Below are 15,700 nucleotides of genomic sequence, written 5' to 3'. Positions count from 1 at the left end.
CATGCCTGGGAGATTCACGATGTTTGCCAAACTTGTAGCAGTATCCCTGTTGACACTGGCCAGCAGCCAACTGATGGCAGCGGAGTGCAAGACCACCATCGACTCGACCGACCAGATGTCCTTCAGCACCAAGGCCATCGAAATCGACAAGAGCTGCAAGACGTTCACCGTTGAGCTGACGCACTCGGGCAATTTGCCAAAAAACGTCATGGGCCATAACTGGGTGCTGAGCAAAGAGGCTGACATGCAGCCGATCGCCACCGATGGTCTGAGCGCCGGTATCGACAAGAACTACCTCAAGGACGGTGATACTCGTGTCATCGCCCACACCAAACTCATTGGGGCCAAGGAAACCGACTCGGTGACCTTCGACGTGTCGAAACTCAGTGCTTCCGAGAAGTACGGCTTCTTCTGCTCGTTCCCGGGCCACATCTCGATGATGAAGGGCACCGTTACCCTGAAGTAACCACCGCCTGTCCTGTGGGAGCCGAGCTTGCTCGCGATGGCGTCAGCGCATTCAACATCCATGCAAGCTGACCCACCGCAATCGCGAGCAGGCTCGCTCCCACATTTTGAGCTTGATCCGACACAACTCTTGTATTCGATGAAGCCCCCTGTGGGAGCGAGCCTGCTCGCGAAAGCGGTGTGTCAGTCAGCAATGATGTCGCTGATGCGACGCCTTCGCGAGCAGGCTCGCTCCCACAGGGATTGTCACACCGTCGCGGTGGTTACGGGGCGTACGGCATCACGCGCTTGTGCTCGGTTTTGCGATAGGTATCACAAATGATTTTTGCCGCCTCTTCGCGAACCGGTTGGCCGTGCAGGAACGCATCGATCTCGGCGTAGGTCACGCCGTGGGAGGCTTCATCCGGCTTGCCGGGTGACAGGTCTTCAAGGTCGGCGGTGGGGACTTTTTCCACCAGCGATTCCGGCGCGCCAAAATCCCTGGCGATGGCCCGGACCTGGTTTTTCACCAGGCCGCTCAACGGTGCCAGGTCGCAGGCACCGTCACCGAACTTGGTGAAGAAACCCATGACCGCTTCAGCCGCATGGTCAGTGCCGATCACCAAGCCCTGCTCGGTCCCGGCGATGGTGTACTGCGCCACCATTCGCATCCGCGCCTTGGTATTGCCCAGCACGAAATCCCGCGACACCGCCGCCTTGCCCTCGAACGCCGCGACTTGCTCGGCCAAGGCCTTGACCGCCGGGCCGATGTTGACGGTATGGCGCTCGTCCGGGTCGATGAAGTCCACGCAGGCCTGTGCTTCATGTTCGTCGAACTGGGTTTCGTACGGCAGGCGCACGGCGATGAACTTGTAGGCCGAGTTGCCGGTTTTCTCCCGCAGTTCGCGCATGGCGCGTTGGGCCAGCAGCCCGGCGGTCAGCGAGTCGACGCCCCCGCTGATGCCCAGCACGAGGGACTTGAGCCCGGAATTGACCAGGCAATCCTGGATAAAGCTCACTCGCCGGGCGATTTCGGCCTTGAGGGCGGCGTCATTGGCGAACGGTGGCTGGACCTTGAGCTGTTCAGCAATCTCACGCTGTACGGCTTGCATGAATTCACTCCTTGCTTGATGCGTCTGAAAGGGCGGCAGGTACTTGGAAAACGTGTCGCATGTAGGCGACGAAATTCGGGTCCTTGCAGTGGGTCTTGCCGGGCTCATCGGAAATCTTGGCCACGGGTTGCCCGGCACAGCTGATCATTTTAAGCACGATGCTCATCGGCTCGACACCCGGAATGTCGCAGGTCAGGTGGGTGCCGATACCGAAGCTGACATTAATGCGACCACGCAACGCCCGAAAAATCTCCAGGCATTTGGGCAATGTCAGGCTATCGGAGAACACCAGGGTCTTGCTCATCGGGTCGATGCCTAGCTTGTGGTAGTGGGCAATGGCTTTTTCCGCCCAGATCACCGGGTCGCCCGAGTCGTGGCGCAAGCCGTCGAACAGCTTGGCGAAGAACAGATCGAAGTCCTTGAGGAAAGCGTCCATGGTGATGCAATCGGTGAGCGCGATACCCAGCAGGCCTCGGTATTCACGCACCCAGCAATCGAGGGCGGCGATCTGGCTGTCGATCAATCGCGGGCCCAGTTGCTGATGGGCCATGATCCACTCGTGGGCCATGGTGCCGAGGGGTTTCATGTCCAGCTCCCGGGACAGGTGGACGTTACTGGTGCCGACGAAACGCCCGGGGAAATCGTGCTTGAGGACGTTGACCACTTCTTCCTGAACGCGGAAGGAAAACCGACGACGGGTGCCGAAATCCGCGACTTGCAGCTCGGACAGCTCGTCGGCGCTGGCGTTGGCGCTCAACCAGTCGAACTTGCGGTACAGCTGCTCGCGGGTCTGTTCCAGGACGACTTCACGGTAGCGATAGCGATTACGCACTTCGCTGACGATGGCCAACAGCGGCACTTCGAACAGGATCACATGCAGCCACGGTCCGCGCAGGCGGATGAACAGCTCGCCGTTGTCGATGCCGGTGTGCACGTAGCGCAGGTTGAAGCGGAACAGCCCCAGGAAGCGTAGGAAGTCCGGCTTGAGGAAGCTGATGCGCTCCAGGAAACCCAACTGGTCAGCGCTCAGGTTCAACTCCGCCAGGCGCTCGATCTGGAAGCGGATCTCTGCCAGGTACGGTCGCAGGTCTTCGCTGTTGCGGCAACGGAACTCCCACTCGACTTCGACGTTGGGGTAGTTGTGCAGCACCGCCTGCATCATCGTCAGTTTGTAGAAGTCGGTGTCGAGCAGGTTCTGCACGATACGATCGGCAAATACGCTCTCGCTCATAGGGTTCTCCAGACAGGCCGCAGCCGTGGGCAGCGAAGTTCGGCAGTTCAGTGAACGGCTAGTGGCGCATAACCGTGGTGGGTTTTGCCAGCGATTTTTTAACAGTCCTCAGGCCTTTGCGGGAGCGCGCTTACTGTGGCGAGGGAGCGTGCTCCCGCTGGAGTGCGAAGCGCTCCCCTTTTTTTGCGGGTGCTTCGCACCCGAGCGGGAGCAAGCTCCCTCGCCACGGGGTTTGTGTGGGGTGCCGTTATTGCGGTACTTCCGGGCTGTCAATCTGCTCCAGCATCCACTCCACGAAAAGCCGCACCTTGGGTACTTCCGCCGAATGCTCCGGATAGGCCAGGTAATAGGCGCTGGTGCTGGGCATTGCGTGGGGCCAGGGGATGACCAGCTTGCCGTCGGCCAGTTCTTCTTCCACCAGGAACCGTGGCAGCAGGGCGACGCCACAGCCGACCTGGGCGGCGCGAATGCACATGTAGAAGGTTTCGAAACGCGGGCCGTGGTAGCTGTGTTCGGTGTGGTAGCCCTGGCTGTCGAACCAGTCGTGCCAGGCCTGGGGTCGCGAGGCGTTTTGCAGCAGCACCAACTCGGCCAATTGGGTCGGGTCGGTGAAGGGCTGGCCGGGTAGGCTGCCGGGCGCGCAGACTGGCACCAGCTCCTCGTCGAAAAGTCTCAGGGACTCGGTGCCAGGGCGTGAACCCTGGCCGAAGTAGAACGCCAGGTCGCTGCGCCCCTGCTGCAAGTCGTCGGCTTCCTGCTCGCTGCACAGGTCCAGATGAATTTTCGGATGACGCAGGCGCCAGCCTTTCAGGCGCGGGACCAGCCAGCGAGCCCCAAAGGTCGGGGGCGTGGAAACACGCAGGACTTCGGTGTCGCCACCGTAGGACCGCAGGTAATGGGTAGACATCTCCACCTGGGTGAGGATTTTTCGTACTTCCCCCAGATACAAATCCCCGGCCGGTGTCAGCTGCAAGCGACGGCGCACGCGCCGGAACAGCAGGTGCTGCAACAATTCCTCAAGCTGGGCGACCTGTTTGCTGACGGCACTCTGGGTCAGGTGAAGCTCTTCGGCGGCACGGGTAAAGCTCAGGTGGCGGGTCACGGCTTCGAAGCACTGGAGGGCGGTTATCGATGGTAAATAGCGCTTATTGAGCATGACGAGGGCCTTTTTCTTGTTGCTCTATAAATCGAGTCAGGGGCAGCATGAATAAACGGAATGATATCTCGCTTAATGGTCGTTTGTTGGCAAGACTCGAGCCAGCTAAAACTAGAGGCCTGAGCAGACGTGATTGCCCGCCTGCCAATCTTTTATCGCTCGTTTAGAGGAGTTACCCATGGTTGCTGCATTGCTTGATCGTCTGGGCGTCAATCCGGCCTTGTACCAGGGCGGCGCGCAGCCGGTGCATTCGCCTATCGATGGCAGTCGTATCGGCGCCGTGAACTGGGAAGGCGCCGCTGAAGTCGAGCAGCAGGTCAGCCGTGCCGAGCATGCCTTCGACCTGTGGCGCAAGGTGCCGGCCCCGCGTCGCGGCGAGCTGGTGCGTCAATTCGGCGATCTGTTGCGTGAATACAAGGCCGATCTCGGCGAGCTGGTGTCCTGGGAAGCCGGCAAGATCACCCAGGAAGGCCTGGGTGAAGTGCAAGAGATGATCGACATCTGCGACTTCGCCGTCGGCCTGTCCCGCCAGTTGTACGGTTTGACCATCGCCTCCGAACGCCCAGGCCACCACATGCGTGAATCCTGGCATCCGCTGGGCGTGGTCGGGGTGATCAGTGCCTTCAACTTCCCCGTCGCGGTCTGGGCCTGGAACACCACGCTGGCCCTGGTCTGCGGCAACTCGGTGATCTGGAAACCGTCGGAAAAGACCCCACTCACCGCCCTGGCGTGCCAGGCGCTGTTCGAGCGCGTGCTGAAGAACTTCAGCGACGCGCCACCGTACCTGAGCCAGGTGATCATCGGCGGTCGCGATGCCGGTGAAGCGCTGGTGGATGACCCGCGCGTGGCCTTGATCAGCGCCACCGGCAGCACCCGCATGGGCCGTGAAGTGGCGCCGAAAGTCGCCGCGCGTTTCGCCCGCAGCATCCTGGAGCTGGGCGGCAACAACGCCATGATCCTGGCGCCGAGCGCCGACCTGGACATGGCCGTGCGCGCCATCCTGTTCAGCGCCGTCGGCACCGCCGGCCAGCGTTGCACCACCCTGCGTCGCCTGATTGCCCATGAGTCGGTGAAGGAAGAGATCGTCACCCGCCTCAAGGCCGCCTATTCGAAAGTGCGCATTGGCCATCCGCTGGAAGGCAACCTGGTCGGACCGCTGATCGACAAGCACAGCTTCGAGGGCATGCAGGACGCGCTAGAGCAGGCCTTGAGCGAAGGCGGTCGCGTGTTTGGTGGCAAGCGCCAGCTTGAAGACCAATTCCCGAATGCCTATTACGTCTCGCCGGCCATCGTCGAGATGCCCGAGCAGAGTGATGTGGTGCGCCATGAAACCTTCGCGCCGATCCTGTACGTGGTCGGCTACAAGGACTTTGCCGAGGCCCTGCACTTGAACAATGCCGTGCCTCAGGGCCTGTCGTCCTGCATCTTCACCACCGACGTGCGTGAAGCCGAGCAGTTCATGTCGGCCGTGGGCAGCGACTGTGGCATCGCCAACGTCAACATCGGCCCGAGCGGCGCGGAAATCGGCGGCGCGTTCGGCGGCGAAAAAGAAACCGGCGGCGGTCGCGAATCCGGCTCCGACGCCTGGCGCGGCTACATGCGCCGCCAGACCAACACCGTGAATTACTCGTTGGAGTTGCCGTTGGCGCAGGGGATTACGTTCGATTAAGGCTTGAGCCAAGCGGTGATCCCATGTGGGAGCGGGCTTGCTCGCGAAAGCGGACTGTCACTCAACATTAGTGTTGACAGGCCAACTGCCTTCGCGAGCAAGCCCGCTCCCACAAATGGAATGGTGTAGTGGTTAGGTTTCATTTCCGGAGTCTGGCAATGCCGTTACGCGAAGAGTGTCTGTGGGAAAAACTGACGCCGCAAAGGCCTGAAAACACCGCGCTCACCGGTGAAATCACGGTGGATGTCTGTGTGATCGGCGCAGGCTTCACCGGGCTGTCGGCGGCGGTGCACTTGCTCGAACAAGGCAAGCGCGTGGCTGTGCTGGAAGCCCATCGGGCCGGGCAGGGCGGGTCGGGACGCAACGTCGGCCTGGTGAACGCCGGGCTGTGGATCCCGCCGGATGACATCGAGGCCGGGTTCGGCGAGGCGGTGGGCAGCCAGCTCAACCGCATGCTGGGGGCTGCGCCAGCCTTGGTGTTCAGTCTCATCGATAAATACAGCATCGATTGCCAGTTGCGTCGCGAAGGCACCCTGCACATGGCCCATAACGCCCGGGGCGAGGCCGACCTGCGCAGTCGCGAGGCACAATGGAAACGCCGTGGCGCCCCGGTGGAGTTGCTCACCGGCCAGGCCTGCGCGGAGGCGACCGGCACCTCGAAAATCGCTGCGGCATTACTCGACCGCCGCGCCGGCACGCTCAACCCGATGGCCTACACCAGCGGGTTGGCCAAGGCCGCAACGGACCTGGGCGGCCAGTTGTTCGACCATTCCCCGGTGACCCGCCTGGAACGCCAAGGCCAGCGCTGGTCGGTGCTAACCGCCCAGGGTTCGGTGCTGGCCGAGCAGGTGGTGATTGCCTCCAACGCCTACACCGAGGGCGACTGGACCGAGCTGCGGCGCAATTTTTTCCCTGGCTATTACTATCAGGTCGCCTCGGTCCCGCTGACCGACGAGGCCGCCCGCCGCATCCTGCCAGGCGGCCAGGGTTCGTGGGATACCCGCCAGGTGCTGAGCAGCATCCGCCGGGACAAGGACGGCCGCTTGCTGCTGGGCAGCCTGGGCAACGGCAACCGCAAGCCGACCTGGTTCCTCAAGGCCTGGGCCGACCGAGTACAGCAACACTATTTTCCTTATCTCAAGCCGGTGGAGTGGGAATGCACCTGGACCGGTTGCATCGCCTTTACCCCCGATCATCTGATGCGCCTGTTCGAACCGGCCCCCGGGCTGGTGGCCGTGACCGGCTACAACGGCCGGGGCGTGACCACCGGTACGGTGGTCGGCAAGGCGTTCGCCGATTACCTCTGCCACGGTAACGCCCAGGCCCTGCCGATCCCGTTCGCGCCCATGCAGCCACTGGCCGGGGTGGGGTTGCGCAGTTGCCTGTATGAGGCCGGTTTTTCGCTGTATCACGCGGGCCAGTGCCTGCGGATCGTCATTTGAGTGTTGAAAATTGTTGCTGGAACCCGCGTTTTCCGGCGTAGCGTCTAGCCTGTTATGGTGCGGCTTGTAGCAGTCGCGCACCGACAGTGTGCAGTTCGGTGACGTGGGTTGTTACACAGAGGTTGCACGCCGTTTCGTGTGATGGTTGCAATGATGGCTCACGGAGGGTTTCACCCATTTAAATAAAAGGTTGCACCTCGTGCGGTTTAGACGGTTGCACGCCCCATGAAAAAGGGCTCGAAACAGTCGAAATAACAATAAAGCAGCGACTTTTTTCAGAATAAAAAACCGATGGCACGGCCCTTGCTCTGAGCTTTTCAGTGAAATGAAGTCGCAGTGCCAACTAAAAAAAACCTTGGAGCACCACCTCATGTCCCAGACGTTTTACAAGAAAGGTTTCCTGGCCCTCGCAGTGGCAGCTGCATTGGGTGTTTCTGCGTTTGCTCAAGCTGATGTGAAATTTGGTGTGGCGGGGCCGATGACCGGCGCCAACGCTGCATTTGGCGAGCAGTACATGAAGGGTGCGCAGGCAGCGGCCGATGTCATTAACAAAGCGGGTGGCGTCAACGGCGAGAAGATCGTACTGGTTGCCGGTGACGATGCTTGCGAGCCCAAGCAGGCCGTGGCCGTGGCCAACCGCCTGGTTGACCAGGACAAGGTGATTGGCGTGGTCGGGCACTTCTGCTCGTCCAACACCATCCCGGCCTCCGAGGTCTACGACGAAGCCGGCATCATCGCCATCACCCCCGGCTCGACCAACCCGGCCGTGACCGAGCGCGGCCTCAGCGCGATGTTCCGCATGTGCGGTCGTGACGACCAGCAGGGCATCGTGGCCGGCGACTACATCGTCGACGTGCTCAAGGGCAAGAAAGTCGTTGTCCTGCATGACAAGGACACCTATGGCCAAGGCCTGGCGGATGCCACCAAGGCACAACTGATCAAGCGCGGCGTGACCCCGGTGCTGTACGAAGGCCTGACCCGTGGCGAGAAAGACTTCAGCGCCGTGGTCACCAAGATCCGTGGGGCTGGCGCCGACGTGGTCTACTTCGGTGGCCTGCATCCGGAAGCCGGTCCGCTGGTTCGCCAGTTACGTGAGCAAGGCCTCAAGGACGTGAAGTTCATGTCCGACGATGGCATTGTCACCGACGAACTGGTCACCACCGCCGGCGGCGCGCAATACGTCGATGGCGTGTACATGACCTTCGGCGCCGACCCGCGCCTGCTGCCAGACAGCAAGGTCGTGGTTGAAGAGTTCCGCAAGAACGGCACCGAGCCTGAAGGTTACACCCTGTACGCCTACGCTTCGGTCCAGGCCCTGGCCGCCGGCTTCAACGGCGCCAAGTCCAACAAAGGCGAGGATGCGGCCAAGTGGCTCAAGGCCAACCCTGTCCAGACCGTGATGGGCAAGAAGGAGTGGGACACCAAGGGCGACCTGAAAGTCTCCGACTACGTGGTCTACCAGTGGGACAAGGACGGCAAATACCACCAGTTGGAAAAACAGAAGTAATTTGAAGGGATGACTAGCCTGTGGCGAGGGAGCTTGCTCCCGCTGGGGCGCGTAGCGGCCCCAAAAAGGGGACTGCTGCGCAGTCCAGCGGGAGCAAGCTCCCTCGCCACGGAGACTGTGTTCACCCTGTCCTGATTGGCATTAGCCAAAGGCCCGTCTGTTTTTTTCTACGAGCCGCACATCCTTTGGCGCTGGGCTTCGAACCCGTCGTCGCGTCCCCGGGATGTGCTGTCTCACTGCGTGAGATTGCGTTATGGATGGTATTTTCCTGCAGCAACTGATCAATGGCCTGACCCTCGGGTCGGTCTATGGTCTGATCGCCATCGGCTACACAATGGTCTACGGCATCATCGGCATGATCAACTTCGCCCATGGCGAGGTTTACATGATTTCCGCTTACCTCGCGGCAATCAGTCTGGCTCTGCTGGCTTACTTCGGTATTGAATCCTTTCCGCTAATGATCCTTGGCACCCTCGTGTTCACGGTCGTGGTCACCGGCGTATACGGCTGGGTCATCGAACGCGTCGCCTACAAACCCCTGCGCAACTCCACCCGGCTGGCACCGCTGATCAGTGCCATCGGCATCTCGCTGATCTTGCAGAACTATGCACAAATCAGCCAGGGCGCCCGTCAACAAGGGATCCCGACGCTGCTCGAAGGCGCCATGCGCGTCGACATCGGCAGCGGTTTCGTCCAGCTCACCTACACCAAGATTTTCATCCTGGTCGCTGCGTTCGCCGGGATGGCCGCGCTGACCTACATCATCAAATACACCAAGCTCGGGCGCATGTGCCGCGCCACCCAGCAAGACCGCAAGATGGCCTCGATCCTGGGGATCAACACCGACCGGGTGATTTCCTACGTGTTCATCATCGGTGCAGCCATGGCGGCCCTGGCCGGCGTGCTGATCACCATGAACTACGGCACGTTCGACTTCTATGCCGGCTTCATCATCGGCATCAAGGCGTTCACCGCAGCGGTACTCGGCGGCATTGGCTCCCTGCCTGGGGCGATGCTCGGCGGGATCATCCTCGGGATCTCCGAGTCGCTGTTCTCCGGTCTGATCAACTCTGACTACAAAGACGTGTTCAGTTTCTCGCTGTTGGTGCTGATTCTGATTTTCCGTCCCCAGGGCCTGTTGGGTCGCCCACTCGTGGCGAAGGTATAAGTATGTCTGCTGCCAATAAACCGCTTGATATCAAACAGAGCGTCATCGACGCGATCCTGGCCGGGCTGATCTCGCTGATCGTGTTCGGGCCGATTGTCGGCGTGGTGCTCGACGGCTACAGCTTCAACCTGCAACCGGCCCGGGTCGGCTGGTTGGTGGCGATCGTGATGATCGGCCGTTTTGCCTTGAGCCTGTTCCTGCAAACCCCCAAGGGACTGAAGATTCTCCAGGGCTTCGAAAGCACCGGCTCCGGCGTGCATGTGCTGCCACCAGACTACAAGTCGCGGCTGCGCTGGATCATTCCGGCGCTGATCGTGATTGCCATCGTGTTTCCGTTCTTCGCCAATAAGTACGTGCTCACTGTGGTCATCCTCGGGCTGATCTATGTGTTGTTGGGCCTGGGTCTGAACATCGTGGTCGGCCTGGCGGGGCTGCTCGACCTGGGTTACGTGGCGTTCTATGCCATCGGTGCCTATGGCCTGGCGCTGGGCTATCAATACCTGGGGCTGGGTTTCTGGACCGTATTGCCGCTGGCGGCCATCGCGGCGGCGATGGCGGGGTGCATATTGGGATTCCCGGTGTTACGAATGCACGGTGACTACCTGGCCATCGTGACCCTGGGGTTCGGTGAGATCATCCGGTTGGTGCTGAACAACTGGCTGTCGTTCACTGGCGGGCCGAATGGCATGCCCGTGCCGTCGCCAACCTTTTTCGGCCTGGAGTTCGGCCGACGAGCGAAAGATGGCGGGGTGCCGTTCCATGAGTTCTTCGGCCTCGACTACAACCCCAACATCAAATTCCTGTTCATCTACATCGTGCTGTTCATCACGGTATTGCTGGTGCTCTACATCAAGCATCGCCTGACGCGCATGCCGGTCGGACGTGCCTGGGAGGCCCTGCGCGAGGATGAGATCGCCTGCCGCTCCATGGGCCTGAACCATGTGCTGGTCAAGCTCTCGGCCTTCACCATCGGCGCGTCCACAGCTGGCCTGGCCGGGGTGTTCTTCGCCAGTTACCAGGGCTTCGTCAACCCGTCGTCGTTCACCTTCTTCGAGTCGGCGTTGATCCTGGCGATCGTGGTGCTGGGCGGCATGGGGTCGACGGTCGGCGTGGTGATTGCCGCCTTCGTGCTCACCGTGGCGCCGGAGCTTTTGCGCAGTTTCTCTGAATACCGGGTGCTGCTGTTCGGCGTACTGATGGTGTTGATGATGATCTGGCGCCCGCGCGGCTTGATCCGTATCAGCCGTACCGGTGTGACGCCGCGCAAGGGGGTAGCGCCATGAGCGAAGTCGTACTCAAAGTTGAAAACCTGATGATGCAGTTCGGTGGCATCAAGGCCCTCAGCGATGTCAGCCTGCAGGTCAAGCGCAACTCGATCTTCGCGCTAATCGGCCCCAACGGTGCGGGCAAGACCACGGTGTTCAACTGCCTGACCGGTTTCTACAAGGCTTCGGGCGGCAAGATTGAACTCAACGTGCGCGGCGAGCAGACCAACGTCATCAAGTTGTTGGGCGAAGCGTTCCGCCCGACCGACTTCGTCTCGCCGAAATCCTTCGCCAGCCGGCTGTACTACAAGATGTTCGGCGGCACCCACCTGGTGAACCGCGCCGGCCTGGCGCGTACCTTCCAGAACATTCGCCTGTTCAAGGAAATGTCGGTGCTGGAAAACCTGCTGGTGGCCCAGCACATGTGGGTCAACCGCAGCCTGGTGGCGGGTATCCTCAATACCAAGGGTTACCGCAAGGCTGAAAGCGACGCCCTGGACCATGCGTTCTATTGGCTGGAGGTTGTGGACCTGGTGGATTGCGCCAACCGCCTGGCCGGGGAGCTTTCCTACGGCCAGCAACGGCGCCTGGAAATCGCCCGGGCAATGTGCACGCGTCCGCAGATCATCTGTCTCGACGAGCCGGCCGCCGGCCTCAACCCTCAGGAAACCGAAGCGCTGAGCGCGATGATCCGGCTGCTGCGCGACGAGCATGATCTGACCGTGGTGCTGATCGAACACGACATGGGCATGGTAATGAGCATTTCCGACCACATCGTGGTGCTGGACCACGGCAACGTGATCGCCGAGGGTGGTCCCGAGGCGATTCGCAACGATCCGAAGGTGATCGCGGCCTACCTGGGTGCCGACGAAGAGGAACTGGTATGAGTGGACCTATCCTCGAACTCAAGGAGTTGGACGTGTTCTACGGGCCGATCCAGGCCCTGAAGAAAGTCTCGATGCACATTGGCGAAGGCGAGACCGTGAGCTTGATCGGCTCCAACGGTGCCGGCAAGTCCACGCTGTTGATGTCGATCTTTGGCCAGCCCCGCGCGGCGGGCGGGCAGATCATCTACCAGGGCGTGGACATCACCCACAAGTCCTCCCACTACATCGCTTCCAACGGCATCGCGCAGTCGCCAGAAGGGCGGCGGGTTTTCCCCGACATGACGGTCGAGGAAAACCTGCTGATGGGCACCATTCCCATCGGTGACAAATACGCCAGCGAAGACATGCAACGCATGTTCGAGCTGTTCCCGCGGCTCAAGGAGCGCCGCAACCAGCGGGCCATGACCATGTCCGGCGGCGAGCAGCAAATGCTCGCCATCGCCCGGGCATTGATGAGCCGGCCGAAGTTGTTGTTGCTTGATGAGCCGAGCCTGGGGTTGGCGCCGATCGTGGTGAAACAGATCTTCGCCACCCTGCGTGAACTGGCCTCCACCGGGATGACCATTTTCCTGGTGGAACAGAACGCCAACCACGCCCTCAGGCTGTCGGACCGGGCTTATGTGATGGTCAATGGTGAAATCCGCCTGACCGGCACCGGCAAGGAACTGCTCGCCAACGAAGAGGTGCGCAACGCGTACCTGGGTGGGCATTGAGGCGGTTGAAGCAATGAAAAAAACCGGCGAGTGAATCGCCGGTTTTTTTATCTCTCCCCTATCACCGCCATCCCCTGTGGGAGCGAGCCTGCTCGCGAAAGCGGTGGATCAGACATATTGATGTCGACTGACACGCCGCCTTCGCGAGCAAGCCCGCTCCCACAGGGGGAATTTGTATGGTTTCAGGAATTGTGGACAACAATCCTGAGCCCCTGCGAAACCGCGACATAAAGTCGCCGCAAACAGTTGTTTTGTCACGGTTTTGACTTGTCCCCGTTTGCTGTGGAACTGGCTGTGGGTAACGTGGGAGTAGCTGGCTGAAAGCCTTTGATTACGTGGCTTGCAGGGCTGTGATCGTTTTTTGATCAGGCGTTTTAGGTCAAGCGTGAGCGGCAGTTGTCAACAGTTTTGTGAGCACTGGAATGGGCTCGGAAGTCTATGAGCAAGCCTGTGGATAAGTCTGTGATTAAACTCTGGAAAGACCGCGCTGAGGGCCGTGGTTACTGGCTTGGAGCCATCGCCTCTGGGGCGCTGACTTATAGCAGATAACTTGCGTTGCACAACCTGAGTTGCAGGGTCAAGCGAAAAAATTTTCCAAATACCCCGCAAAGCCTTATGCACAGCGGCCTGTGGGGTTTGCACTTGCCCCCGATTACTGTGGACGTGCCTGTGGATAAGGTGCGGGCAACCGGCTGCGGCCCTTGCTGGGCAAGGCCTGGCGTGGATTGGTTGTTTTATGAGCAGCTGTGGCCCAAAAAGCGCGTGTGCAAACCTTGCCCACGACGTATCAGGCCGGGCATGCTGTGGGCCGATTCCATTCAACGGCTTTTGAAGTTCCAACAAGGAGAACACGATGTCTGACACCCTGTTTATCACCGGCGCGACATCCGGTTTTGGTGAAGCCTGTGCCCGACGTTTTGCCGAGGCCGGTTGGAAACTGGTGCTGACCGGTCGTCGTGAAGAACGCCTCAATGCCCTTTGTGCCGAGCTGTCGAAGCAGACCGAAGTCCATGGCCTGGTCCTGGACGTGCGCGATCGCAAGGCCATGGAAGAGGCCATCGCCAACCTGCCGCCGTCCTTCGCCACGTTGCGCGGGCTGATCAACAACGCCGGCCTGGCCTTGGGCGTCGACCCGGCGCCCAAGTGCGACCTCGATGACTGGGACACCATGGTCGACACCAATGTCAAAGGGCTGATCTACAGCACCCGCCTGCTGTTGCCGCGCCTGATCGCCCATGGCCGTGGCGCCGGGATCGTCAACCTGGGTTCCATTGCCGGCAATTACCCGTATCCGGGCAGCCATGTGTATGGCGCGAGCAAGGCGTTCGTCAAACAGTTCTCCCTGAACCTGCGTTGCGACCTGCAAGGCACGGGCGTGCGGGTGAGCAACATCGAGCCGGGCCTGTGCGAAAGCGAATTCTCCCTGGTGCGCTTCGGTGGCGACCAGGCGCGTTACAACGCGACCTATGCCGGCGCCGAGCCGATCCAGCCACAAGACATCGCCGACACGATTTTCTGGGTGCTCAACACGCCGGCGCACATCAACATCAACAGCCTGGAGCTGATGCCGGTGAGCCAGACCTGGGCTGGGTTTGCGATTGAGCGTAACAAGGCCTGACCGCTGACGTACTTGAGCTGGAAATGTTGAGCCCTTGTGGCGAGGGAGCTTGCTCCCGCTCGGCTGCGAAGCAGTCGTAAGCTTTTTAGGGCCGCTGCGCGGCCCAGCGGGAGCAAGCTCCCTCGCCACAGTGGGATCAAGCCAGATAATCGGCCAGCCCGCGATAGCAGGTCAGCAGGTGATACGGCGTGGTGGACGGCATGTCCCGGCGGCTGACAAGGCCGTCGGCGTCGAGGCATTCATTCCAGCCTTGGGGATGAAGAAAATGCTGCCGCAACGCCTGTAGTTGATGTAGCAATGCCCCCTGATTGTCCGGGCGCAAAGTCAGCGCCCGCAGGTATTCCGCCTGGGCCCAGATGCGTTGGGTGGCATCCCGTGGGCCTGCTTGTGTGTCCACCGCCAGCATCGCGCACACCGCGGCGGAATCCGGATCGACGCCGCGTTGTTCGGTATGGCCGAAGCTGCGCTCCAGGGCCGTGTGCAACTTGCCGTTGCGCAACAGCGGCGATGAGGCCAGCAAGTAATACCATTCGAACTGGTGGCCCGGCTCGAACCAGTTATCCACAGCCTTGAGCGGTTTTTCCATCATGACCCGCTGCTGCGGATCGATGAAGTGCTTGGCCATCCCGTCGCACAAGTCCAGCAACGCCTGGCGGACGTTGGCATCTTCGCGGACCGAGAGGGTGGCGAGAAACGCTTCGGCCAGGTGCATCAACGGGTTTTGCAAAGGGCCGGAACCCGTCGTCGACCAATCGCGCTTGAGGCTGGCTTCGTAGAGACCGTCGACGCTGGCAAAGCGCCGGGCGATGACTTCCAGGCTCGCGTTGAGCACCGATTCCACCAGCGGTTCGCGGACCTTGCCCCAGTAATGGGCGCAGGCGAACAGGATAAACGCGTGGGTATAGAGGTCCTTGCCGGTGTCCAGCGGCGCGCCTTGCGGGTCGATGCTGTAGAACCAGCCGCCATGTTCGGCATCGTGGAAATGACGCTGGAGCGAGCGGAACAGTGCGCTGGCCCGTTCCTCGGCCTGGGGCACTTCGCCAATCAGGCTCGCAAACACATACAGTTGTCGCGCACAGGCCATGGCCCGGTAGCGCTGGGGCGGCAGCGGCGCATGTTCGGCATCCAGGGATTCATAGGGCAGCGCCAGTTCGGCATTCCAGCCCGGGCCTTGCCACATCGGCACGATCACGTCGTGAAAATGCTGCCGCACTGTTGCGAACAGGGCGGTCAATTCAGGCGGGGGAGCGGGGCGGGAAGCATCAGGCATGGGCGGACGTCGTCACGGCTTGGGGGCGATTGCGCGACATGGTAGCAGAGTGGCAGGCCTGGGGAGATGGGGTGGCTATCAGGCCGCCTTCGCGAGCAAGCCCGCTCCCACAGGGTACGGTGTACACCGATCAAGCTGCGGGAGCAGGCTCACTCCCACAGGAGGCGGCGTACACCGACCTAACTGTGGGAGCGGGCTTGCTCGCGAAGGCGTCTTCG

13 protein-coding genes are annotated in these 15,700 nt (G+C 61.0%); 9 read left to right on the top strand and 4 right to left on the bottom strand.

Features of this window, described 5'->3' with window-relative positions; all coding sequences use genetic code 11:
• The first annotated feature begins 19 nt into the window (after positions 1–19).
• A complete protein-coding gene (azu, locus tag HU715_RS25510; protein WP_186707839.1) occupies positions 20–466 on the top strand; it encodes an azurin in 447 nt (148 codons plus the stop codon).
• Between the two features lie 262 nt (positions 467–728).
• On the opposite strand, the gene nadE is transcribed toward azu, so the two are convergent.
• The 3 genes from nadE to HU715_RS25495 form a co-directional block, all read right to left on the bottom strand.
• Positions 729–1,556 carry an NAD(+) synthase gene (nadE, locus tag HU715_RS25505; protein ID WP_186707837.1) on the bottom strand — a complete coding sequence of 276 codons (828 nt, stop codon included), beginning with the start codon at positions 1,554–1,556 and terminating at the stop codon, positions 729–731.
• A 4-nt stretch (positions 1,557–1,560) separates the two neighbouring features.
• Positions 1,561–2,787 (bottom strand): nicotinate phosphoribosyltransferase, encoded by a 1,227-nt coding sequence (pncB, locus tag HU715_RS25500; RefSeq protein ID WP_186707835.1) that lies wholly within the window; start codon positions 2,785–2,787, stop codon positions 1,561–1,563.
• A gap of 247 nt (positions 2,788–3,034) precedes the next feature.
• Positions 3,035–3,943 carry a LysR family transcriptional regulator gene (locus HU715_RS25495; RefSeq protein WP_186707832.1) on the bottom strand — a complete coding sequence of 303 codons (909 nt, stop codon included), beginning with the start codon at positions 3,941–3,943 and terminating at the stop codon, positions 3,035–3,037.
• Positions 3,944–4,121: 178 nt separating this feature from the next.
• Between HU715_RS25495 and amaB the strand changes: the two genes are divergently transcribed.
• From amaB to HU715_RS25455, 8 genes are all read left to right on the top strand, one after another.
• Positions 4,122–5,612 (top strand): L-piperidine-6-carboxylate dehydrogenase, encoded by a 1,491-nt coding sequence (gene amaB / locus HU715_RS25490; RefSeq protein ID WP_186707830.1) that lies wholly within the window; start codon positions 4,122–4,124, stop codon positions 5,610–5,612.
• 158 nt (positions 5,613–5,770) lie between these two features.
• Positions 5,771–7,054, top strand: coding sequence for an L-pipecolate oxidase (amaA, locus tag HU715_RS25485; RefSeq protein ID WP_186707828.1), 1,284 nt, complete (start codon positions 5,771–5,773; stop codon positions 7,052–7,054).
• Between the two features lie 370 nt (positions 7,055–7,424).
• On the top strand, positions 7,425–8,561 hold the full coding sequence (locus HU715_RS25480; protein ID WP_186707826.1) for a branched-chain amino acid ABC transporter substrate-binding protein: 1,137 nt from the start codon (positions 7,425–7,427) through the stop codon (positions 8,559–8,561).
• Between the two features lie 253 nt (positions 8,562–8,814).
• The gene (locus HU715_RS25475) at positions 8,815–9,729 is read left to right on the top strand and encodes an ABC transporter permease subunit (RefSeq protein WP_053117953.1); all 915 of its coding nucleotides are present in this window, start codon (positions 8,815–8,817) and stop codon (positions 9,727–9,729) included.
• A gap of 2 nt (positions 9,730–9,731) precedes the next feature.
• The gene (gene livM / locus HU715_RS25470; RefSeq protein ID WP_186707824.1) at positions 9,732–11,012 is read left to right on the top strand and encodes a high-affinity branched-chain amino acid ABC transporter permease LivM; all 1,281 of its coding nucleotides are present in this window, start codon (positions 9,732–9,734) and stop codon (positions 11,010–11,012) included.
• Positions 11,009–11,881 carry an ABC transporter ATP-binding protein gene (locus HU715_RS25465; protein WP_057448281.1) on the top strand — a complete coding sequence of 291 codons (873 nt, stop codon included), beginning with the start codon at positions 11,009–11,011 and terminating at the stop codon, positions 11,879–11,881. The genes livM and HU715_RS25465 overlap by 4 nt, the downstream gene beginning before the upstream one ends.
• Complete coding sequence (locus tag HU715_RS25460) at positions 11,878–12,594, top strand: ABC transporter ATP-binding protein (protein WP_018606262.1); 717 nt, start codon at positions 11,878–11,880, stop codon at positions 12,592–12,594. Before HU715_RS25465 ends, HU715_RS25460 begins: the two co-directional genes overlap by 4 nt.
• 853 nt (positions 12,595–13,447) lie before the next feature.
• Positions 13,448–14,212 carry an SDR family oxidoreductase gene (locus tag HU715_RS25455; protein ID WP_186707822.1) on the top strand — a complete coding sequence of 255 codons (765 nt, stop codon included), beginning with the start codon at positions 13,448–13,450 and terminating at the stop codon, positions 14,210–14,212.
• 136 nt (positions 14,213–14,348) lie between these two features.
• Here the strand turns inward: HU715_RS25455 and HU715_RS25450 are convergent, their stop codons facing one another.
• On the bottom strand, positions 14,349–15,482 hold the full coding sequence (locus tag HU715_RS25450) for an AGE family epimerase/isomerase (RefSeq protein WP_186707820.1): 1,134 nt from the start codon (positions 15,480–15,482) through the stop codon (positions 14,349–14,351).
• Positions 15,483–15,700: the final 218 nt, after the last annotated feature.

Source organism: Pseudomonas zanjanensis, assembly GCF_014268745.2.
GTDB lineage: Bacteria > Pseudomonadota > Gammaproteobacteria > Pseudomonadales > Pseudomonadaceae > Aquipseudomonas > Aquipseudomonas zanjanensis.
This window is presented reverse-complemented; position numbering and strand designations above follow the sequence as displayed.